This window comes from Pseudomonas sp. GW821-FHT01E05, assembly GCF_059422425.1.
In genome coordinates, this window is the sequence record NZ_JBWKWW010000008.1 from 59484 (window position 1) to 81064 (window position 21581).

18 protein-coding genes and 1 pseudogene are annotated in these 21581 nt (G+C 58.0%); 8 read left to right on the forward strand and 11 right to left on the reverse strand.

The annotated features are described in order from the left end of the window. Positions 1-20: 20 nt before the first annotated feature. Genes AC07W5_RS18560 through AC07W5_RS18575 form a run of 4 tightly spaced genes read right to left on the reverse strand, consistent with a single transcriptional unit; the run spans position 21 to position 4495 of the window. On the reverse strand, positions 21-1367 hold the full coding sequence (locus AC07W5_RS18560; protein WP_494995578.1) for an NAD(P)/FAD-dependent oxidoreductase: 1347 nt from the start codon (positions 1365-1367) through the stop codon (positions 21-23). Further along, the gene (locus AC07W5_RS18565; RefSeq protein ID WP_495013422.1) at positions 1364-2881 is read right to left on the reverse strand and encodes an aldehyde dehydrogenase; all 1518 of its coding nucleotides are present in this window, start codon (positions 2879-2881) and stop codon (positions 1364-1366) included. Before AC07W5_RS18565 ends, AC07W5_RS18560 begins: the two co-directional genes overlap by 4 nt. Next, the gene (locus tag AC07W5_RS18570) at positions 2874-3785 is read right to left on the reverse strand and encodes a dihydrodipicolinate synthase family protein (protein WP_494995580.1); all 912 of its coding nucleotides are present in this window, start codon (positions 3783-3785) and stop codon (positions 2874-2876) included. Before AC07W5_RS18570 ends, AC07W5_RS18565 begins: the two co-directional genes overlap by 8 nt. Further along, entirely contained in the window at positions 3782-4495 is a 714-nt protein-coding gene (locus AC07W5_RS18575; RefSeq protein WP_494995581.1) for a GntR family transcriptional regulator, read from the reverse strand. The genes AC07W5_RS18570 and AC07W5_RS18575 overlap by 4 nt, the downstream gene beginning before the upstream one ends. Positions 4496-5025: 530 nt before the next feature. On the opposite strand from AC07W5_RS18575, the pseudogene AC07W5_RS18580 reads away from it, so the two are divergent. From AC07W5_RS18580 to katG, 5 genes and pseudogenes are all read left to right on the forward strand, one after another. Continuing rightward, positions 5026-5151, forward strand: a pseudogene (locus tag AC07W5_RS18580) (MFS transporter); the annotation flags it as partial. Between the two features lie 150 nt (positions 5152-5301). Beyond that, entirely contained in the window at positions 5302-6240 is a 939-nt protein-coding gene (locus AC07W5_RS18585; protein WP_494995582.1) for a LysR substrate-binding domain-containing protein, read from the forward strand. A gap of 147 nt (positions 6241-6387) precedes the next feature. Next, positions 6388-7644, forward strand: coding sequence for an aromatic ring-hydroxylating oxygenase subunit alpha (locus AC07W5_RS18590; protein ID WP_494995583.1), 1257 nt, complete (start codon positions 6388-6390; stop codon positions 7642-7644). 9 nt (positions 7645-7653) lie between these two features. After that, positions 7654-8796: an FAD-binding oxidoreductase gene (locus AC07W5_RS18595; protein ID WP_495024057.1), complete on the forward strand. Its 1143-nt coding sequence runs from the start codon at positions 7654-7656 to the stop codon at positions 8794-8796. Between the two features lie 1293 nt (positions 8797-10089). Continuing rightward, positions 10090-12324, forward strand: a complete 2235-nt coding sequence (katG, locus tag AC07W5_RS18600; RefSeq protein WP_495024058.1) for a catalase/peroxidase HPI — start codon at positions 10090-10092, stop codon at positions 12322-12324. A gap of 822 nt (positions 12325-13146) precedes the next feature. Here the strand turns inward: katG and AC07W5_RS18605 are convergent. Then, the gene (locus tag AC07W5_RS18605) at positions 13147-13488 is read right to left on the reverse strand and encodes a hypothetical protein (protein ID WP_494992919.1); all 342 of its coding nucleotides are present in this window, start codon (positions 13486-13488) and stop codon (positions 13147-13149) included. A 5-nt stretch (positions 13489-13493) separates the two neighbouring features. After that, positions 13494-13733 (reverse strand): hypothetical protein, encoded by a 240-nt coding sequence (locus AC07W5_RS18610; RefSeq protein ID WP_494992920.1) that lies wholly within the window; start codon positions 13731-13733, stop codon positions 13494-13496. Between the two features lie 82 nt (positions 13734-13815). On the opposite strand from AC07W5_RS18610, the gene AC07W5_RS18615 reads away from it, so the two are divergent. After that, positions 13816-14052, forward strand: a complete 237-nt coding sequence (locus AC07W5_RS18615) for a hypothetical protein (RefSeq protein ID WP_495013560.1) — start codon at positions 13816-13818, stop codon at positions 14050-14052. Here AC07W5_RS18615 and AC07W5_RS18620 read toward each other — a convergent pair. Beyond that, positions 14049-14390 (reverse strand): LysR family transcriptional regulator, encoded by a 342-nt coding sequence (locus tag AC07W5_RS18620; protein WP_495013561.1) that lies wholly within the window; start codon positions 14388-14390, stop codon positions 14049-14051. The genes AC07W5_RS18615 and AC07W5_RS18620 overlap by 4 nt on opposite strands. 148 nt (positions 14391-14538) lie before the next feature. Between AC07W5_RS18620 and AC07W5_RS18625 the strand changes: the two genes are divergently transcribed. Further along, positions 14539-15159 (forward strand): isochorismatase family protein, encoded by a 621-nt coding sequence (locus tag AC07W5_RS18625; protein ID WP_494992923.1) that lies wholly within the window; start codon positions 14539-14541, stop codon positions 15157-15159. Between the two features lie 187 nt (positions 15160-15346). Here AC07W5_RS18625 and AC07W5_RS18630 read toward each other — a convergent pair whose 3' ends face one another. Continuing rightward, complete coding sequence (locus tag AC07W5_RS18630) at positions 15347-17347, reverse strand: peptidase U32 family protein (RefSeq protein WP_494992924.1); 2001 nt, start codon at positions 17345-17347, stop codon at positions 15347-15349. A gap of 136 nt (positions 17348-17483) precedes the next feature. Further along, positions 17484-17864, reverse strand: coding sequence for a RidA family protein (locus AC07W5_RS18635; RefSeq protein ID WP_495013563.1), 381 nt, complete (start codon positions 17862-17864; stop codon positions 17484-17486). 514 nt (positions 17865-18378) lie between these two features. On the opposite strand from AC07W5_RS18635, the gene AC07W5_RS18640 reads away from it, so the two are divergent. Continuing rightward, entirely contained in the window at positions 18379-19215 is an 837-nt protein-coding gene (locus tag AC07W5_RS18640; RefSeq protein ID WP_495024059.1) for an SDR family oxidoreductase, read from the forward strand. A gap of 100 nt (positions 19216-19315) precedes the next feature. Here AC07W5_RS18640 and AC07W5_RS18645 read toward each other — a convergent pair whose 3' ends face one another. Further along, on the reverse strand, positions 19316-20230 hold the full coding sequence (locus AC07W5_RS18645) for an AraC family transcriptional regulator (RefSeq protein ID WP_495013565.1): 915 nt from the start codon (positions 20228-20230) through the stop codon (positions 19316-19318). Positions 20231-20450: 220 nt separating this feature from the next. Then, positions 20451-21515, reverse strand: a complete 1065-nt coding sequence (locus tag AC07W5_RS18650; RefSeq protein WP_495024060.1) for an alpha/beta hydrolase family protein — start codon at positions 21513-21515, stop codon at positions 20451-20453. Positions 21516-21581: the final 66 nt, after the last annotated feature.

Below are 21581 nucleotides of genomic sequence, written 5' to 3' on the forward strand. Positions count from 1 at the left end.
AGCCGGTTGTGTGAAACACTTCAGCCCTCTCGCCCTGCTCTCAGCGCCTGCCAACGAATAACCGAGTTGACACCCAGCTTCGTTAATATCCTGGGTGGAAGCCTGCTTGGCCCAGGCGCTTGACTGAAACTTTCTAAAAACTTTGAATTGGTGCCGGAGGCCAACTCAGCGGCCATCACGCCCGCCAGGGTACTCTTGACAGTTCCCAGCCCATTTTCGCAGCAAGCCGAATAGAGGTTTTCTTCTATCTCGCCAAAGGCTGGAGCGCTGTTACGGCTCAAGCAGAGGCGTCCAGCCCAGCTAAACTCCAATGGAGTCGACTTCAGTTCGGGAAAGCGCGCGTCCAGCGAATGCCGTTGCTCTTCGGCAATCCCGGCAACACGCTTTAGTGTCACTTGAATACTTGGGTCATACGTGAACTTTGTACGGATAACGATGCGCGAAAGCCCATTTGAAGTAATCTTGCGAACGGTCGCTCCCATCGGATCCGCGGGTAACAAGGCCCATCGATCCTTACCTGTCACCGGCCTTCCAAACTCATGATGACTATAAGCAGCCGTCATCGAAGCGTAGGTAAACACGTGCAGCAGTCGACCTTGAAAATGGCCGAAGTCTTCGATATGGCCATTGACTCCAAGAATCACCTTAGGTGCATTAACCACACCACGATGAGACCTCGCCTTCCAGCTATTTCCCGATCTGGAAAGTTCAATAATCGGAGAGCGTTCATAAAGGCTGACGTTCTTATCAAGCCCAAATGCGAAATCCCTAATATATTGAGCGGGCTGAATCATCACCGCACCGGGCGTATAAAGCCCACCATGGTAATAACGGGAGCCGGTGATCTCTTGCATCTGCGCAGCGTCCAGCAACTCGTATTGCTCGCCAATGCCCTTTAGCGATTTCGCATAGTTGTCATTGAGCTTCATCCCCCGCTCTGTTGCAGCCGCGTTGATCTTTCCGGACGGATCAAAGGTCTCGACAGACATGCCGTACTCGCGTGCGGCTTGCGCTGCAAAAGCGATAGCAAAGCGGTTCTGGGCGATTTCCAACGACGTTGCAGACTCAGCGGCAACCGAATACTCCCCAGATGAAAGACTGTGGGGCACGTCGATCATGAAGCCAGAGTTTCTTCCTGCTGGCCCCTTCGCGACTTCATGGGCATCAACGACCGCGATGCTATCGCCGGGATGCAGTTGGGCTAGCCTGCGCGCAGCGGACAGACCTGCAAACCCTGCTCCGATAATCAGCCAATCTGCCGACACGCTCCCATCAAGCATGCGCACAGGAGCAGTGCGCGTGGAAATCGCCTCCCAACCTGAAACCCCGGTGTCTACCGGTAGGCGCTTGATGGTCTGGGTGCTCATTTTTCAGTCTCTTCATCCGACCGACCAGAAACATCGATCCAGATGGTTTTGATTTCGGTGTACTGATCGTGAGCAAAAATCGATTTGTCTCGACCGCCGAACCCTGACTCCTTGTAGCCGCCGAAAGGCGTGGAAGCATCGCCCTCACCAAAGCAGTTCACGGTGACGATGCCGGCGCGAATTTCCCGCGACAACTTGATCGCCCGTCGCAGACTGCCGGTATAAACAGAGGCGGCAAGGCCGTATACCGTGTCATTGGCCAAGGCAATGGCTTCGGAGATCGAGCTGAATGTGGTGACCGAAAGAACCGGGCCGAAAACCTCTTCCTGGAACAGCCGGTTGTCCCGACCTACGCCGTCAATCACGGTCGGCTCTACGAAGGCACCGTCTTTGGTCGCGCCGCCGTACACAACTTCGAGCTTTCCAGCGGTGGCATGCTCAAGGTACGACTTCACTTTCGCGAAATGCTCAGGGCTGACCAACGCCCCTACACGGTTTTGCGGATCGAGTGGATCGCCCATTTTCCATTCGCGGATGTAGGCGCCCATGCGCTGTAGCAGCTCATCTTTCACGGATGTGTGGACTATCAGGCGCGAGGTTGCAGAGCAATTCTCGCCCATGTTCCAGAACGCGCCGTTTACGACATGCTCGGCAACGCGATCCAGATCTTCCGCATCGTCCATCACCACGGCAGGATTTTTCCCGCCGCATTCGAGGACAATACGTTTCAGATTCGAATCGGCTGCGTAATGCAGAAACCGGCGACCGGTCGCGGTGGAGCCAGTGAAGCTCACCATGTCGACATCGTGATGCAAGCCAATCGGCTCCCCGACATCCTTGCCTGTACCCGTAATGATGTTGAGCACACCTGCGGGGACACCGGCTTCAAACGCGAGCTGCGCAACGCGCAACGTCGTCAGCGAGGTTTGTTCGGCGGGTTTGACGATCACCGAGCATCCCGCTGCGAGCGCCGGGCCGATTTTCCAGGCCAGCATTAGTAGAGGAAAGTTCCAGGGCAGCACGCAGCCCACTACACCTATTGGCTCGCGAACAACCATGGTCAGTGCGTCACTGCCCACAGGGGCGGTGTTGTCATAAATCTTGTCGATCAACTCCGCGTGCCAGCGCAGCGTGTGAATGGTGTCCGGCACATCGACCAACTGACATTCACTGACGGGCTTGCCGCTATCGAGGCTTTCCAGGACTGCCAGTTCGTGTTGATTGCTTTCAAGCAGATTCGCGAACTTCAGGAGAACGGCTTTTCGCTCCCTGGGAGAAATCGATCTCCAGCGTCCATCCTCAAAGGCTTCTTTAGCGTTACTAACTGCATAATCGACATCTTCAGACGCGCATGCGGCAACATCTGCCAGAAACTCACCCGTCGCCGGATTGGTCGTGGCGAACGTTTTGCCAGAGATCGCGGGCTTGAACGCGCCATTGATGAACGCGTTAGAAGGAAACGAAATACCTTTAGCGATGGCGGCGTATTCGGCCTTGCTCAGAAGATCACCCATGGCTGGCTCCCGAAGTGATGTTGGCAACGTCGCGCTTCACATCGCTGATGATCGCTTCAAGGCTTTTCTTCTCTTCTGAATCAAGCGGCTGAAGCGGCAACCGCACGTCCCCTACTTTCAGTCCAGTCAGCTCGCAACCAAACTTGATCGACTGCACGAACTTGCCGCCGTCCAAAGCATTCATCAGAGGCATCATCGCCGACATGATCTGACGGCCTTTGTCGAAGTCCTTTTCAATGACGCAGGCTTCGTAAAGCGCCACGTGCTCTTTCGGCAAAAAGTTGGAGCCTGCACACACCCAACTTCTGGCACCCCATGCAAAAAACTCAAGTGCTTGATCGTCCCAGCCGCATGACAGTGCGATGTTGGGAAACTTACGCGCGAGGAGATGCACCTGCCCCATGTCGCCGGAACTTTCCTTGATGGCAATTACGTTTTTCGATTTGCTCACACGGGTGAAGTAATCCTCGTCCATCGAAACGCACATGCGACCCGGGTAGTTGTAAAGCATGATCGGCAGATCGGCAGCACGATCAATGGTTAATGCATGTATCGCGTTTTCCTCGGAGGTAGGGAGCGCGTACGGTGGACTGGTGACGAGAATGGCGTCCGCTTTGATCGCTTTGGCATCCTTCGCATACTGCACCGCATCTTCAGTGCGAATGGCCCCGGTGCTAATGATCAGTTGCACCCGAGTGCCGATCACATCTTTTGCATAAGCGGCAAGCTCAGTACGTTCTTCTGCCGTCTGCGCATAATACTCGCCGGTCGACCCGCCGATAATAATGCCGTGTACCTTCGCCTCAATCAGCGACTCCAATACTTCGGAGTACACGCTCCAGTCGATCTCCCCATCAGGCTTATAAGGAGTCACCGCTGGTGTATAGATGCCTTCAAATTTCAAGATGATTTCTCCGAATATGAGTTACGTGGAAGGTCAACGAGCGCGTCCGCCTTGATGCCTTGGGGCGCGATAAAAATCTCCATGTTTTCTCGGGACAGTTCCCAATGTTCAAACACGAGATCAACTACTGCTTGTTCATCGCGACGTTCAATAGCCTCGATAAAAAAATCATGGTGCCCCGCAGAAAGTTCAAGACGCTCCTCCATATCCTCATTTTGAGGTCGGAAAAATGTATTACCGATTCGGGAGTGATCAATGAGCAATCTTTCCAAACTGGGTTGGAGATATTGGTTGCCGGCCATTTCGCCCATGATCGCGTGAAAACGATTGTTCTCGACGACCATTGCCAGCGCATCCCTTGAGGTGGTGGCAATGCGGAACCGGTGCTGCGTTTCTTTCAAATCGATCAGTTGGCGTGGCTTGAAGTTTTGAACCGCCAGACGGCCAATGGCTGCGTATATCATCGGTGCAACCAGGAAGAAATTTCGCAGTGTCGAGTGATTCATTGGAATAACCCGAGCGCCCCGGTTTTCTCGAATATCGACATAACCTTCACCGGCCAAGCGTCGGAAAACTTCTCGGACGGGCGTTCGGGATAAGCCATAACGCTCGCTGAGAATGACTTCATCCAGCGCTTCGTCAGGATCCAGTTCCATCGTCAAAATTTGACGTTTCAGGTCTTCGTAGAGACAAGTTTTGCCGTTTTTCACAAACGACCTCCAGAGGTAGTTTCGCTGTCAGGTGCGGCTGACTGATGAGTCGAGACTCGCATGGGTTTTGGGGATGGTCAATAGATTGTATTTTTTGTGTATACATAAAAAACACATGAAAAACACATGATTTTTTTGAAGAATTTTCTTTAAATTCATCAAGTTACTTAATTATTAAAAAAACGACGTAGTCGGTCACAGGAAAGAATATGGTCGTTTTTGGAATGTTTTTTCCTAGATCATTCCATAATAAAGCTTATTACCAAGCGCACTTTTGTATAGGGGCGGTTGGCCCGGTACGACGTTCCAGGAAGCGTTTGCGACATGCCTTTGAGGCAGCGGAGAGGCTTTAGTGAATGCGGACTGAAGACCCATTGTCAGAAGGCGATTCAAAGGAGGCGGTTCCAGCGTTTCTCGGTGCTGAGCGAACAGGCAATGGCGTGTCGCTCCAGAACAACCGCAGCGGCATACATGAGCGTATCGTCAAAGCAACCAAGCATCACTACGCAATGGCGGCATCACGTCGATAAGGTTTCGATGGATGGCCTGCGTCCTTGATCGGTTATGCCCTGGTGGGAGCTGGATGCTCAAACATCGTCCCTGTGCTTTTTACCGCCGCAGGCCGGCAGCAATGTATGCCACAGGGAGCGGCTATCCTGCAGATCGACACTGCCAACTGCACCCTTGGCGCAGCTCCCGTGAGCTGGTCACGTAGAGTTCGCCTGTACCCCGCATGACCGCCATGTCGGCTCGGTGCTTGAACGCAAGCGGTTGCTGCGCCCGTTCTCCTTTCAGGATCAACCACGATGGATAGTGAAGAAACCAGCAAAAAGGTTAAGGGTTACCGCCGGCTGATCCCTTCCATGACGGCGTTGATGGAGTTCGAGGCAGTAGCGCGGTTGAGCAGTTTCACACTGGCGGCTCAGGAACTGGGAGTGACCCAAGCCGCAGTAAGCAAACAGGTCAAATACCTGGAAGAAACCTTGGGTACCAGGTTATTCCATCGTCTACACCGTGCCATCAAATTAACCAGCGAGGGGTACGTGCTGTATTCGGTGGTCTCCGAATCCATGCAACGCATGGCGAGCGTCTTCGACAAGATTTCCGAGGGCATTCCCGAACAGGAATTGGTGCTTGCCTGTACTGCGGCGTTTTCACAACTACGAATCTTGCCCAGGCTGGCCTCATTGCGCCTGTCACAGCCGAAGCTGCAACTGCGCTTGATTACACACATACTCAATCCTGACGTAAGCCGACAGGATGTAGATATCGCCATTCGCTTCGGGAATGGAAAATGGGAGGACGGCACTTCGATTTTCCTGTTTGACGAAGAAGTTTTCCCAGTGTGTTCGCCGACCTGGTTGACCACTCATCCCGCACCCATGTCAGTCGACGACTTCCTGCATATGGATCTCATCGATTCGGAAACAACGCTCGAAGGTTGGATGACTTGGAATAGCTGGTTCAAGGAGCTGGGGCAGAGTCGCCCAAAGATGAATTACAGCCTGCGCTGCAGCAGCTACAACGACACTGTGCAGGCAGCGCTACAGGGGTATGGCATAGCCTTGGGCTGGAACAGGTTGCTTGGCCCTATGCTCCTCAGTGGTGAATTAGTTCGTATCACCCCCTATGTGGTCAAACCCAAAGATGCTTATTACTTGATTGTCCCGAATGGTCGAGAAATAACGCCATTAGTTAATGTCCTGGTCGATTGGTTGCGAGATGAATCAGTATTAGCGCACTGAAGTAAATGGTAAAAAACCGGCTGAAATTTCGCATAACTTTTAGATATGCCAAGGTGAGAATAAAGCGCATTGACGCAACCCTGAAGCATTTCGATACTTGCCTCACCGTCACCTGCTGATGATTTAGATCGACCCCATGAGGCTATAATGACAACTACCGTCGTGAAATCCCAACAAGAGCTTGTTACCGCGCGCACACCAGGCCATGGCATGCATGGGGCGTTGTTTGGCCGCCAGGATATTTTCGAAACCGACGTCGATATCTTTTTCACCAAACATTGGATTTTGGTAGGCGTCACGGCTGATATTCCCGAGCCTGGGGATATTTCGACCATAGACATCGGCAAATCCTCGATCATCGTCGTACGCGACGACGACGAGCAGGTGCAAGCATTTCGCAACGTATGCCGTCATCGCGGAGCGCGTCTGAAGCCGGCCGGCAAGTCGACTGTCGGTATGCTGGTTTGCCCTTACCATCAGTGGACTTATGATCTTGATGGCAGCCTGAAGCACGCCGCTCACATGGGCAAGGATTTCGATCCAAAGTGTAAAAGTCTGATTCCTGTTCATACAAAAGTTGCCGGCACGCATGTGTTCGTTTGCCTTGGCGATCAGCCTCCCGAAGATATCGCATATCTGGAAGAAACAATGGCTCCTCGGCTAGCCCCCTACAACATCATCTATTCGAAGATTGCCTATGAGGCGCAAATCATTGAAGACGGTAATTGGAAATTGGTCATCGAGAATAATCGCGAGTGTTATCACTGTTCAGCGACGCATCCGGAATTAACAGCATCTTTCCTGCCGGAAGATTTCGGTTTCTGCGCCGATGGTCTTAGCGAAGAATCGCTTCAGGCGCTAGATGAATATGAAGAACGCAATGCTGCTGCAAAACGGAACTGGGAAAACGACGGGTTTATCTGCGACGCGGTAGAACACCTGGACGTAGACGCAGTGACCCAATTTCGCACGCAACGGCTGGTCATCGCCGGCAATGGCGAGTCTCAAACGCTCGACACCCGGGTGGCTTGTACGCGCCTGTTCGGTGACCTGACCCGCCGCGACCTCGGCGACGTTCACCTGTGGACTCATAACTCCTGGACGCATGTGATGAGCGATCACGCGGTGATTTCCTACATCATCCCTCTCGCACCTGACAAGACCTTGGTGCGTACCAAGTGGCTCGTGAATGCAGACGCCATTGAGGGCGTGGATTACAACATCGATAAGCTGACCGAAGTGTGGAAAGCGACCAATCAGCAGGACGCTAACCTTGTCGCAATCACTCATAGCGGTACGCAAGATCCTGGCTACTCGCCTGGGCCATTCTCGGCGTTCACCGAATCCTACGTTGATCAGTTCTCTCGCTGGTACGCCGCGCGGCTTGCCGCACACGGTGTGTGAGGAATGACCATGACCACCTATGAAAAAACGCCGGTTACCGCAGGCGCCAGATCCGCGCAGAGGGTATTCACAAATCCTGACACCTGGAGCGCCTGCGGCGCACAGTGGAACAGTGGCGAACAAAAGGCGCTGCAATGCTGCGCTGTGCGCGACGAAACCCACGATGTAAAGACCTTTATCTTTCGTAGTGCGGATTTCAGCGCAATAAGTTTTGAGCCAGGGCAGTTCATTACCGTATCGCCGATTATCGCGGGGCAAAGCGTGTCACGCTGCTATACGGTGTCATCATCTCCCACTCGCCCCTTTGCGCTTTCGATCACAGTCAAACGCGTTCCCGGCGGGACAGTGTCGAATTGGCTGCACGATAACTTGCGCGAAGGCGATATGTTGCTTGCTTCCGGCCCCGCTGGCAGCTTCACGCCGGTCGGCCGTCCAGCTGCCAAGCTGCTTTACCTGTCGGCGGGTTCCGGAGTGACACCTCTGATGTCCATGACACGGGCGAGTTTCGACATGGCGGCCAGATTAGATATCGTCTTCGTGCACAGTGCGCGAACGCCAATCGACATTATTTTCCATGACGAACTGAGTCGGATGCAGGCCAGCATGCCTGGCCTGCGCGTCCTGAATATCTGCGAAGGGCGCGGCGTCGACACGGATTGGGCCGGGCCGATCGGCCGCCTGGATTTGGCCCTGCTCAGCGAGCTGGTACCAGATTTCAAGGAGCGCGAAGTGTTCACCTGCGGGCCGCAAGGCTACATGGATGCGGTCAAAACTCTACTCAAACAGGGAAGCTTTGATTTCCAGCACTATCACCAGGAAAGCTTCGATATCGCGGTGCTGGACGAAGAACCGCTCATAGAACAGTCGTCCGTCCTCGATCGGCGGGAGCGCTTTTTTACGGTCACGCTGTCCCGCTCGGGTAAAACCTTCAGCATGCCAGGCAACCAGACGGTACTGGCGGCTGCAAAAAAAGCCGGTGCTATCGTCCCCTCCTCCTGCAGCCAAGGGGTCTGCGGCACATGTAAAACAGCCGTGCTGCAAGGCACGGTGGAGATGAACCACAACGGGGGTATCCGCCAGCGTGAAATCGACAAGGGGCTGCGCTTGCTCTGCTGCAGTAAACCTACGTCAGACCTTGTCATCGATTTGTAAGCCCCACACCGCACAAATCAACCCTCAAGGCATCAGCAATCCATAGGTCGTCGACTATTGAAAGCCACTCGACGACCGTGGCCTTGATCCCTTCTCAATGTCAGGCGCTGATACGCCTACATTTACAGAAGCCAGTATTCACGGCACGCCAGCATCTCAGTTTACCGTTTGATGACTGACAATGGCATGGGGCGCTTGGAGGCGCCCTTTGTTTTTTTCAGGATTGAGCTGATGGACCGTCACCGTCAGTTCGGTCAGACGATTGCCGGGCCTTGCTACAAAGGTCGCTTGGCGTGGACTGCAGTCCACCGCCTATTGCGTCGCGTGTCAAGGGTTGCCAGGTCATTGCTGAGCCGCGTAGGCGACTCCCCGGTGACTTCCCACAGCAGCGCTGTTATAGCTTCCCCGTTAACCGTGCCGTGCTCTTGTAGAAGATCCGCCACAGCGGTGACAGCGGGCCAGTAACGACGCACCAGACAGCTGGACCGGGCGATTGCTTGGGATTCGGCATCGAGTAGCTTTCGTGCGGGCAGCAAACTGATCAACTCGTAACCCCGGCACCGGTCACCCCGGCCACTGCCGCTGATGAATTTGTCAGATCTGGTGTGCCTGTAGACTGCTTCGGCTACTGGGCCGGCGAAGCATTGGAGAAGGTCGCGTTCAATAGACTCGACCATGGAGGGCAAGTATTCAGCAATCCCGGGGGGGTCGAAGGATGGGTGCGGGACACAGTAATCAGCCTCTACCAACCCCTCTACGTTTTGCGGGTTGCCGCGCAGATCAATCATTGGGCCGGCGAAGGCTTCTGTCCTGGTGCGCACAGTGACGCGCTCTATGTGCTGATCATTCCACCAAAAGGCCAGGACGTGGCCAGCTTCGTGGATGGCCGTGCGGCGCGGGCGCTGATTCATGGGCGGGTCCTCTGCCGTGCATGGGTTCGTCGCGTAAAAGGTCTTACGAGAGCTACTCATACCCGCTGCTCCATCTCCAGAGGCCCAATAAAAGATTATGCCTATCAAGACCGAATACGCCACCTATTAGCTGACTGCTTTATAGGGGTCTACCCTTAACGCAGCGCTGGTGAAAACTGGCCGGTTGAGACCTGATAAGAGATACGAATAAGTCAGAAGCGTACTAGGCTTGCCGTGGGCCACCATGCTGGTAACTCGATTGCTGCTATCCGGATTTCCCGTGTGACCACGACGATCAATTGATCGAACAGCTGGCCCTGCAGCCGATGTCATTGATTTCGCTCGTCGCTATTGCGCGCCCACACCGGGCCGGGATAGCCGGATGAACACGACCAAAGGTAGCTCACACATGGCAACTGAATCGAAATGCCCGTTCAATCACGCCGCCGCGGGCGGTGGCCCGTCGAACCGCGACTGGTGGCCGAACCAACTCAATCTGAAGATCCTGCACCAGCACTCGTCCCTGTCCGACCCCATGGACGCGGGCTTCAACTACGCCGAAGCGTTCAAAAAACTGGACTTTGAGGCGCTCAAGAAAGACCTGCACGCGCTGATGACCGATTCGCAAGACTGGTGGCCTGCGGACTTCGGTCACTATGGGCCGCTCTTTATTCGCATGGCCTGGCACGCCGCGGGCACGTACCGCACCGGTGACGGGCGTGGTGGTGCCGGCTCCGGTCAGCAACGCTTCGCGCCGCTCAACAGTTGGCCGGATAACGTCAGCCTCGACAAGGCGCGTCGACTGCTCTGGCCGATCAAACAAAAGTATGGTCGTAACATCTCCTGGGCCGATCTGATCGTCCTCACCGGCAACGTCGCGCTGGAGTCCATGGGCTTCAAGACCTTTGGTTTTTCCGGAGGCCGTCCGGACGTCTGGGGACCAGATGAGGACGTCTACTGGGGCTCCGAAAGCACCTGGCTGGGGGGCGATGTGCGCTACGGCAAAGAGGAGAGCCGTACCGTCCAGGAGCGCAACCTGGAGAAACCGCTCGCCGCGGTGCAAATGGGCCTGATCTACGTAAACCCGGAAGGCCCGGAGGGCAACCCGGACCCGGTCGCTGCTGCGGTGGATATCCGCGAAACGTTCGCTCGCATGGCGATGAATGACGAAGAAACCGTGGCACTGATCGCAGGCGGCCACGCCTTCGGCAAGACCCACGGCGCCGGCCCTGTATCCAATGTGGGGCCCGTGCCCGAAGCCGCTGGCCTCGAAGAGCAGGGCCTGGGCTGGAAGAGCAGCTTCGGCACGGGCAAAGGTGGCGACACGATCTCCAGCGGCCTGGAAGTGACCTGGACCACGACACCCACGAAGTGGAGCAACAATTACCTGGAGAACCTGTTCGGCTTCGAGTGGGAACCGACCAAGAGCCCGGCGGGTGCAAACCAGTGGACGGCGAAAAGCGGCGCCGGCGCGGGCATCATTCCGGATGCTCACGACCCGTCCAAGCGTCGTAATCCAACCATGCTGACCACGGACCTGTCTCTGCGATTCGACCCGATCTATGAAAAGATTTCGCGGCGCTTCCTTGCGAATCCCGATCAGTTGGCCGACGCGTTCGCCCGCGCCTGGTTCAAGCTGATCCACCGCGACATGGGACCGCTCTCGCGCTACCTCGGCCCGGAAATGCCCAACGAAAAACTCCTGTGGCAAGACCCCATCCCGGCGCTCGACCATGCCCTGGTCAACGACAGCGACATCGCCTCACTCAAGAGCAAGTTCCAGTCCTGTGGCCTGACAGTCTCGCAGCTTGTATCAACTGCCTGGGCGGCGGCTTCCACCTTCCGTGGCTCCGACAAGCGCGGTGGCGCCAACGGTGGGCGCCTGCGCCTGGCCCCGCAGAAGGACTGGCCGGCCAACCAGCCTGAGCAACTGGCGAACGTGCTGGCGACCCTCGAGAAAATCCAGAGCGAGTTCAACAGCGCGCAGACTGGCGGCAAGAAGATCTCGCTGGCGGACCTGATCGTGCTGGCCGGTAGCGCTGGCGTCGAACAGGCGGCGAAAAATGCCGGTCACACCATAACGGTGCCTTTCATGCCAGGACGCATGGACGCGAATCAGGAACAGACGGATGTCGAGTCTTTCGGGTTTCTCGAACCCATCGCCGATGGCTTCCGTAACTACCTCAAGACCCGTTACCGGGTACCGGCCGAGGCATTACTGATCGACAAGGCGCAACTACTGACACTCACCGCGCCAGAAATGACGGTGCTCATTGGCGGCCTGCGCGTGCTCAATACCAACGTCGGACAAACCCGGCACGGGGTCTTCACCAAGCGACCTGAAACGTTGACCAACGACTTCTTCACCAACCTGCTCGACATGGGCGTGGAATGGAAGCCGGTCTCGGACGCCAATGAAGAGTTTGAAGGACGCGATCGCAAAACCGGCGACCTCAAATGGACAGGCACTCGTGTCGATCTCGTCTTTGGCTCGAATGCGCAATTGAGGGCGTTGGCTGAGGTCTACGCATGCAGCGACGCCCAGGAGAAGTTCGTGAAAGACTTCGTAGCTGCCTGGACCAAGGTGATGAACCTTGACCGCTTCGACCTCAGGTGATGCGAACGTTGGACCTGGTCTTGAACTGGGTCACCTCGACCTGATCGCTCAGGTTGGGGGACTCCAGGGAGGTTGCCGAGAGTAGATGCGGCATATTCCATTCGGTGCTCCTGAAAACCCGCAACGCCTCCCTGTGTGGAGGCGTTGGACTTTTTGCTCGCCGCATCGCGCAGTGACGCCCAGCCGCAGGTTGTAAATGCAGGGAACAGGCTTCGTCGGCGAGACTCGCCGGTACAGCGTCAGGTTCGGCAAAGCCGTGGGGAAGTCACCGACGCTTTCAGGAATCAAAGACAAGCCTTTGTTCATTCCCGACTCACAAAAAAGCCCCACCCGGCTCAACACCGAATGGGGCTCGATGACGCTGAACTCGCCTTAGGCGACGTTCATGGTCTTGATCGTTCCCACGCTCTGCGTGGGAATGCCGCCCCGGACGCTCTGCGTCCGCTGTAGAGATGACGCAGAGCGTCACCGGATGCGTTCCCACGCGGGAGCGTGGGAACAATCAACCCCGACTCACAAAAAAGCCCCACCCGGTTCAACACCGAATGGGGCTCGATGACGCTGAACTCCCCTTAGGCGACGTTCATGGTCTTGATCGTTCCCACGCTCTGCGTGGAAATGCCGCCCCGGACGCTCTGCGTCCGCTGTAGAGATGACGCAGAGCGTCACCGGATGCATTCCCACGCGGGAGCGTGGGAACGATCAAAGCCTTTGTTCATTCGCAGAAAAAAAAGCCCCGCAACCGAATGCGGTGCGGGGCAAAAAAATTGGTTGGTTGCGGCCAACCAAAGGAGCTCTATGAAAAGCGTTTACGGGCCGGGGTCAGATGCAATCCTGTGCGGCGCGTTCAAAACTCGAAGGCAGGAAGTTCGAGGCCAGCAAATGCCGCTCGTAGATGAACACCTTGCCGCCGTTCCCGGCCTTGTAGGCTTCCAGCACGTTGTCCGCCGAGACCTTGCTCGGCACCACGATCCGGTAGCTGCGCTGGGTCTGCGAGACAGTCGGGTTCAACGCACTGCCCTGCAATTTCGGTACGACGCAGTCGGCGTATTGGGCAGGGGTCTTGTTGGTCTGCAAGGTCAGGGTCGGATCGTTCGGCGCGGAGGCACAACCGGCGAGCAGCAAAGAGGCAAACGCCGTGGCAGACACGAAAAAAGGGCGCATCGGTCTCATCCTGAAAATAAAAGGTTCGGTTCATCAAACAGCGGAACTGCGTCACGAGCGCCGCCATTGCCATTGGTGTTTTGTGTGTTCAACCAGGTGCAGTAACCACTCCGCCCGTCAGCTGGGCTGACCAGAGCCAGTCGGGTCAATGTCTTCATGGAGCAAAGTTCTTGAGCCGCGTGTTCGATGGAGGCGATTTTCCGACTATTGCCGACAAAGCAGAACTTGCGTTTCGTAATGGTCATTATCACTTCTAGCAATAGTTGCGCGCCGTGCAGACGGATGCACACTCCATCACAACCAGAAAAGATTGATGAGGATCTCTCCTTGAGAACTTTTGACCTGATCCGCGACGCCGTTTTGCCCGATTTCCGTGACCGGGTGGCCGAGTATTTGATCCAATACGAAACCGTACTGTTGTGCGAAAACGCGCCCGACCCGGAGCTTGCGCGGGCCACCGCCAATCAGTTGCGCGGTTATTTGCGCGGGTTGAACACCACGCGGGTGCTGGGCATAGCGGATTGGGAGGAGCTGGATCGACGAGTGGTGAATACGTGGCTTTAGCGCCCGACCAAACACAGGCTCGACTTCCCGAACTGCGCCGCAGCATCCGGGCCGCCAACGCCCTTTCTTGCGATCTGAAGGTGTCCACTGAGCAATAACACCGGACGAGCCACCTTCAACGGCGGGGCCAGCGCGTGGCGATGGAACTCCGCGCCGATTTCCGTCACGACAAAACGCCGTGACGTGCGCTGAATCAGCCGTGCACCCAGCGATGCCTCCAGCACGAGGATGCGCCGGCTGATGCTAGACTTGGGTACGTCGAGCGCCCGAGCCGCAGCCGTGATGCCTTGGTGTTCGACCACCCTGGCGTAGTAGTAGACGTCACTGAGATCGAGCATCGGCAGCCCTCGGTGCACACGGCAGCCGACGTCTCGCGTCGACTTATCGTCCCGTCGTATAGACGATGGTTCTCATTTTGGCTAATTGTTCTCGGATTGTCCCAGCGCCAAGGTTAATGCATCTCAACCCGCCCCGGAGAGCCTTGCCATGAACTCGCCCCAGCTCCACGAACGCCTGACCCGCGAAAATGCCATCCTGCTGCTGGTCGACCATCAGGTCGGCCTTTACACCGGCGTGCGCGACATCGACACACTGGCCCTCAAGCACAACGTCGTCGGCCTGGCCAAGGCAGCGCTGGCGCTGAAGTTGCCGATCATCGTCACTACGACGACCGAGGGGATGTGGGGGCCGCTGATCCCTGAGCTCGTCGAAGCGCTGCCGGGTGTGAAGCGCATCGAGCGCACCACCGTCAATGCCTGGGACGAGCGTCGCGTCGTCGATGCGGTCAAGGCGACCGGCCGCAAGAACCTGATCGTGACGGGTATCTCGACCGACGTTTGCCTCGCCTTCCCGGCGATCTCGGCAATTGCCGACGGCTACAACAGCTATGCAGTGATCGATGCTTCCGGCGGCTTCACCCAGACGCAAGTCGCCATGGGCGTGGCGCGCATGCAACAGGCCGGCGTGATCCCCGTCGGTTATTCGAGCGTCGCCGTTGAGATTCTGGCCGACAACGCCGCACCCGAAGCCGAGGCCGTCTACGCTGCGCTCGGCATGCCCTTCGCCGGCCTCGTGTATGGCCTGAAGCAGTACTTCTCGCACAGCTGAGCGCCTACCGATTCACCACCAACCCTCCCTCTACAAGGAGTAAGGAGATGAGCAAGAAGAGCTATACGTAGACCAGGTTCTGCGCGGACGATGCAGCGCTTGTCCTGGATGGCTTCCTGCCCCTTGATCGCGCGAAGTTTGGCCAAGCGCGCGGGCGCGGTGCCGTAACTTCGCGCTCGCCCGTCACTCAGTGCGGGCCGCGAGGGATAGTCTTGAGCAGGTCCTCGGGGCTGATGTGCCCGACGACCGACTGCACCGCGCTGCCCGGTTGCGGCAGGTCAAGGATGTGACCCTTGATCTTGCCGACCACGTGCATCTCGCAGGGCTTGCAGTCAAACTTCAGCGTCAGCACCTCGTCGCCGTGTATCAGCTGCATCGGCGCGACCTTGGTGCGCACGCCGGTGACGCCCTTGGCTTGCTTGGGGCAGAGGTTGAAGGAGAAGCGCAGGCAATGCTTGGTGATCATCACCGGCACTTCGCCGGTTTCCTCGTGGGCCTCGAAGGCCGCGTCGATCAGCTTGACCCCGTGACGGTGATAGAAGTCGCGGGCCTTCTGGTTATAGACGTTGGCCAGGAACGACAGGTGCGACTCCGGGTACACCGGTGGCGGCGTGGTCTCGGCCTTGCGTCCGCCCCGTGGGTGGGCATTGATGCGGGCCGCGGTCAGCGCTTCGATGACTTCGCGGCGCAGGGCCTTGAGCTGCGAGTTGGGGATGAAGTACGCCTGCGGTGCATCCAGTTTGACGTCCGTGGCGTGGTACTCGGTGGTACCCAGCTGGCCGAGCAGGTCGTGCAGTTGCTCCAGGGCCTGTTCCGGCTTGTTGGCCAGGCCGAACGGACCGTCCAGGGCGACGCTGGCGCTGATGCCCTCCTCGCTGGTGGCGGTCAGTTCCAGGCGTTCCTCGCGCAGGCGAGCGACCCAGGCAAGGCCCACCCGGCGCTCGGCGGAGGTCTTGAGCAGGGCCTGCTGCCAGTTGTGATCCAGGTTGCGGCTCAGCGGGTGGTTCGGCCGTAGCTTGTACATCCCTTCCGGCATCTCGTTGGGCTCGACGCGGTAACGATAGCGTTTTTCGCCGTCCTCCTCGAACTCGCCCTTGGGTTCGGCGATGTTGGCGCGAAAGCCCACCACTTCGCGCTTGACCTGCACGTTGAGGCCATCACCGTTGGACAACGGTTCATGGGTCACCACCTGCAAATCGCGCTTGCCGACCTTCTCCACCACACCCACCGGCAGGCCGGTAAAGGTTGGCGTGTCGAAGGCGCCTATGTCGATCTTGCGCTCGCTGACGAAATAATCGGTGCTGCCACGGTGGAAGGTCTTTTCCGGGTCGGGCATGAAGAAGTGCGCGGTGCGGCCGCTGGAAGCACGGGCCAGGTCCGGACGGTCTTCGAGGACATCGTCCAGGCGCTGGCGGTAATAGGCGGTGATGTTCTTCACATAGCCCATGTCCTTGTAGCGCCCCTCGATCTTGAACGAACGTACGCCGGCCTCTACCAGGGCGCGGATGTTGGCGCTCTGGTTGTTGTCCTTCATCGACAGCAGGTGTTTCTCGAAGGCAACTACGCGGCCCTGGTCGTCTTTGAGGGTGTAAGGCAGGCGGCAGGCCTGGGAGCAGTCGCCACGGTTGGCACTGCGACCGTTCTGCGCGTGGGAAATGTTGCACTGGCCGGAGAACGCCACGCACAGTGCGCCGTGGATGAAGAACTCGATTGCTGCATCGGTCTCGTCGGCGATGGCGCGGATCTCCTGGAGGTTCAGCTCGCGGGCCAATACCAGTTGGGAGAAACCGGCCTGATCGAGAAACTTGGCCCGTGCCAGGGTGCGGATGTCGGTCTGGGTGCTGGCGTGCAGCTCGATCGGCGGGATATCCAGCTCCATCACACCCAGGTCCTGGACGATCAGCGCGTCGACGCCGGCATCGTACAGTTGGTGGATCAGCTTGCGGGCAGGCGTGAGCTCGTTGTCGTGCAGGATCGTATTGATGGTGGTGAACACCCGGGCGTGGTAACGACGGGCGAACTCCACCAATTGGGCGATATCGCTCACCTCGTTGCAGGCGTTGTGGCGGGCGCCGAAGCTCGGGCCTCCGATGTACACGGCGTCGGCGCCATGCAGGATGGCCTCGCGGGCGATGGCCACGTCGCGGGCGGGGCTGAGCAGTTCCAGGTGATGCTTGGGTAGGGACATTTTTTTTAGTCTGGCTTGTCACGGTCAAGGCACGCATTGTAGCGGCGAAACGCTTGACCGGCACCCGTGTGCTGCCCGGTGGCGGCCGCTCGCTGAGCGGGGCCGCCGGATAAGCTCACGGAATAAGCCCGCGGGTTCAGCCCCGGGCCGCCATCGCGGTGACTTCCACGCGCATGCCTTCGACCGCCAGGGCGGCCACGCCAACGGCGGCGCGAACCGGCCAGGGCTTGGCGAAGAAGCGCTGGTAGACCTCGTTGAAGGCGGCGCGGTCGGCCATGTCGGTGAGGTAGATGGTCAAATGCAGGACCCGGTCCATGGAACTGCCGGCGCGCTCCAGCGCTACCTTGAGCGCCTGCAGGGTGCACTCGCTCTGCAGGGCGATGTCGCCCAGCTCCAGGCTGCCATCGGCGCGGGTGGGAATCTGAGTGGAGACCAGCAGGCCGCCAAAACCGGCGACGTCGGATGAGATGGATTCCGGGTCGGGGTCGGGGATGAAGGTGAGGTCGTGGTTTGCCATGGGGATCTCTTGCTTGAGGTGGTAAAGGGGCGGTCGTGTATGGGCGGTGGGCCCGACATCGTCAGCGGGCTCGGTCCGCCAAGTCCGCAGGGGCATTCAATGAGGCAACGCCTTTTGCGCGGCCAGTTTACAGCGCCATCGTCGGGCCGTTCGTGAATTAGCTCGAAAACCCGGAAGGCAAGCAGATGGGCGTTTGCCGTGCTGGTGTATGCCCATCAGGCCGACGGCGTGATCCAGCTACGCGCTTGCGATCCGATTGAATCGTCTACTCCGAGCGCCGAATCCCCCCTATATCGAGAAAAATCCATCGGGCGCTTCTGATGCAATTCCGTCATTTCAGGCAAGAAATGCACCGATCCATGCAAGCTGTTTCACAGCGGGCCGCAGACAATGGCAGCGGGAACAAACGCTTTATGCTTGCCACTTGCTCACCTTCATTCGTGAAGCATGTCCAGCCACGGTTGAAACCCACCTCCCGAGCAGCACGCACACAACGAGAAATGAGGAACAGCACATGACTGAGAAAAAAGTCTGGATGATCACCGGCGCAGGTCGCGGGCTGGGCGTAGACATCGCCAAGGCGGCGCTGGCCGCCGGCCACGCAGTCGTCGCCACCGGTCGCAACCCCGAGAAGGTCGCGGCAGCACTTGGCGCCCACGCTGACCTGTTGACCATCAAACTCGACATCACCCGCCTTGAGGACGCCCAGGCCGCGGCCAAGGCGGCTGTCGAAAAGTTCGGTCGCATCGATGTGCTCGTCAACAACGCAGGCAATTTTTACGCGGGCTTCTTCGAAGAGCTCAGCCCCGAGCAGGTCCGCGATCAGATCGAGACGCTGCTGTTTGGCCCGATGAACATCACGCGCGCCGTATTGCCGGTGATGCGCAAACAGCGCAGCGGCCTGTTGCTCACCCTCTCCTCCACGGCCGGCATCACCGGTGGACTGTTCTGCTCAGCGTACGCCGCGGCAAAATTCGGGATCGAAGGCTGGATGGAATCGCTCACCCCGGAGATCGCACCCTTCGGTATTCAGACGATGCTGGTCGAGCCCGGTTTCTTTCGCACCGAGCTGCTCACCACCAGCTCGACCACCTACGCCACGCCCAACATTGACGACTACGTGCAACGCACCAGGGAGACCATCGCGGCCTGGAACAGCATGGACGGTAAGCAGGGCGGTGATCCCGCCAGGCTCGCCACCGCTCTCGTGCAGTTGGCCGGGCTCGAGAAGCCCCCTGCCCGTTTCGCCGCCGGTGCCGATGCCGTACAGACCTTCGAAGCCAAGGCCAACGATCTGCGCGCCCAGGCCGACGCCTACCGAGCGCTGTCTTGCTCCCTCGCCTACGACTGACAGAGCCGATGAAACCACGACGCGCGGGATAATGATGAGGAGGCCAATGCTGATCCCGATCGTCGTCGCCAACACCGCCAGGATCAGCAATGGCCTGCCATCAATGCACACGCATGCGCTTGATGTCCCGCTGCGGCGGCTCGCCAAACAACCGGCTGTATTCGCGGCTGAACTGGGATGGGCTGACGTAGCCCACCCGGTCGCCCGCGCTGCCGGCATCGACGTTTTCGCTAAGCATCAATTGCCTGGCCTGCTGCAACCGTAACTGCTTCTGGTATTGCAGCGGGCTGATGCCGGTGACGGCGCGAAAGTGCTGACGGAACGTTGAGGGGCTCATGTGCGCCCGGGCAGCCAGTTCATCCATGCGCAGCGGCAGACAGAAATTCAGCTTGAGCCAGGCCACCGCCTTGGCGATCTGCTGGCTGGGCGAACCGGCGGTGACGATGTGGCGCAACTGCGGACCGTGGGGACCGGTCAGCAGCCGCACGATGATTTCGTCCTGAATCAGCGGCGCCAGTTGCGGCAGTAACACCGCTTCGTCCAGCAGGTCAACCAGCCTGACCAGGGCATCGAGGGTGGCCGCATCCAGCGTCTGCACCGTGATCGGTCGATAAACACAGTCCTTCGGCGGCTGCGGTAATTGCATCTCGGCGGCAATGCGCATGATCGTTGTACTGTTCAATAACAGCATCAAGCCGAGAAAAGGCTGCGAAACGCTGGCCCGCGTCACATGAGAAACCACGGGCAGGTCAACGGTGCTGAGCATCGATTGGCCCGCAGCATAGGACAGCACTTCGTCCGCCACCATCACCTGCTTTGCGCCCTGGACCGTCACCCCCAGCCCAAGCCCGTAGAGGCAGTGCATCGGCGCCGTCGCGGCCTTGCGCCGATGAACAGTGAGTGCGGGGAGCGCGGTGTTGTAATCGCCATCAGTCGGGGCAATTCGGGCAATTGCGCGAGCAAGCGCGCTGGTATCTACGGCGCTGGGCGTGTTTACTTTATCTTCGGGACGCACTGTCAACTCCAAGCGTTTGACTCAATGCTCAAAGCATAGCGCTCTGTGCAGTCGCAAATTCGCTGCCTGACCTGACGCCTTCATTTCAGGCAGTAAAATGGTGGATGGCTGGATACTCTCCTTGATCCAACCCAGGCGTTAACCGTCGCGGTCATCCGCGGCTCAGTCAACAGGCTTGCGGCCTGTTGTGCCGGCTCGATTCAGCAAGCCCGCTTGTGGGTCATGCAAAGTGGGAATCAAACCACTCCAGCATCAGTTCAGGATGAGTCCCGAAGTAGTTGTAACCCTGAAAACGCTGGTCCGTCCCCTCAATCCAGAACAGTTTCTTGTCGCGCGAAGAGAGGGTATCGAAGATCTCCTGCACGTTCGACGGCTTGGTCAGAAAATCGTTACGGACCTGGGCGACCAGGGTCGGAACGGTCACGGCCCTGGCATATTCCATCGGCCAGACGTCGGCCAGGCGATAGCCCGTGCGCGTGTGGAAGGCCACGTCGAATCGTTCGACACCATTGACGATTTTTTGCGTTTGCATGGCGGTTTCGACGAAGACTCGCGGCGTCACCGGTTGCAGCGCAATCATCGCCTTGATGTGCTGGAACTCTTGCGGGTGCTTTTTCATCCCCACGATGGTGGCATTGGCACCCAGGCAGCGGCTGTACAGCGCGGTCTTCATGTCCTTGGTGTCGGACCGGGATTTCGCATAGCGCAAGGAGCCAATCACGTCACGGTACTCCAGCACACCGTGGCCATTGACCCCACCGCTGCCCGTTCCGCTGCGGCCATGGTTGCGCATGTCGTAGGCAATAATGGTGTAGCCCGCCTCGTGCAGAATTTTGTACTCCGGCAGGAAGTTCACCTCGAAGCCACCAAAATTCGTCCAGGGTTCCAGGTGCCCCGGGTAGCCGTAGCGGTTGCAGGGCATCGGATGGTTGCAGATGATGAGCCGGTCTGATTTGCCCGGAATGAACCAGCCCTCGATCGTCACGCCATCCATTGCCGGAAAGAAGATCTCCTCGTACTCCATGTCGTACTCATTCGGCCATCTCAAGATCGGCGTACGCGTCGAATGCGCCATCAAGTCGGCCAGACCATTGATGAACTCGTCGGATTTAACTTCGGGCATTTTGATACCTGTGCTGGTTTGCTTGTCCGCAGCCTGAACGGCTCCGAGTGTGGCGGCCACAATCGGCAGCGCGGCGAGGGCCGCGCCTGCTTGCAGAATTTGTCGACGGCCGTGAGCAGGGACACTCTGCGGCTGAACGGTGATGTCACGGGGGTTGCCCATATCAAGCTCCTGATTACCGTTGAGAAGTCGATTCAGCTGAGTGTTGGGGGAACAGAACGCCCCTTG

Coding starts and splice junctions, on each gene's coding strand:
- AC07W5_RS18595 (WP_495024057.1), top strand. CDS start 7,654: ATGACCACCTATGAAAAAACGCCGGTTACCGCAGGCGCCAGATCCGCG.
- AC07W5_RS18605 (WP_494992919.1), bottom strand. CDS start 13,488: ATGCGCCCTTTTTTCGTGTCTGCCACGGCGTTTGCCTCTTTGCTGCTC.
- katG (WP_495024058.1), top strand. CDS start 10,090: ATGAACACGACCAAAGGTAGCTCACACATGGCAACTGAATCGAAATGC.
- AC07W5_RS18640 (WP_495024059.1), top strand. CDS start 18,379: ATGACTGAGAAAAAAGTCTGGATGATCACCGGCGCAGGTCGCGGGCTG.
- AC07W5_RS18625 (WP_494992923.1), top strand. CDS start 14,539: ATGAACTCGCCCCAGCTCCACGAACGCCTGACCCGCGAAAATGCCATC.
- AC07W5_RS18610 (WP_494992920.1), bottom strand. CDS start 13,733: ATGACCATTACGAAACGCAAGTTCTGCTTTGTCGGCAATAGTCGGAAA.
- AC07W5_RS18650 (WP_495024060.1), bottom strand. CDS start 21,515: ATGGGCAACCCCCGTGACATCACCGTTCAGCCGCAGAGTGTCCCTGCT.
- AC07W5_RS18630 (WP_494992924.1), bottom strand. CDS start 17,347: ATGTCCCTACCCAAGCATCACCTGGAACTGCTCAGCCCCGCCCGCGAC.
- AC07W5_RS18620 (WP_495013561.1), bottom strand. CDS start 14,390: ATGCTCGATCTCAGTGACGTCTACTACTACGCCAGGGTGGTCGAACAC.
- AC07W5_RS18565 (WP_495013422.1), bottom strand. CDS start 2,881: ATGGGTGATCTTCTGAGCAAGGCCGAATACGCCGCCATCGCTAAAGGT.
- AC07W5_RS18560 (WP_494995578.1), bottom strand. CDS start 1,367: ATGAGCACCCAGACCATCAAGCGCCTACCGGTAGACACCGGGGTTTCA.
- AC07W5_RS18635 (WP_495013563.1), bottom strand. CDS start 17,864: ATGGCAAACCACGACCTCACCTTCATCCCCGACCCCGACCCGGAATCC.
- AC07W5_RS18585 (WP_494995582.1), top strand. CDS start 5,302: ATGGATAGTGAAGAAACCAGCAAAAAGGTTAAGGGTTACCGCCGGCTG.
- AC07W5_RS18590 (WP_494995583.1), top strand. CDS start 6,388: ATGACAACTACCGTCGTGAAATCCCAACAAGAGCTTGTTACCGCGCGC.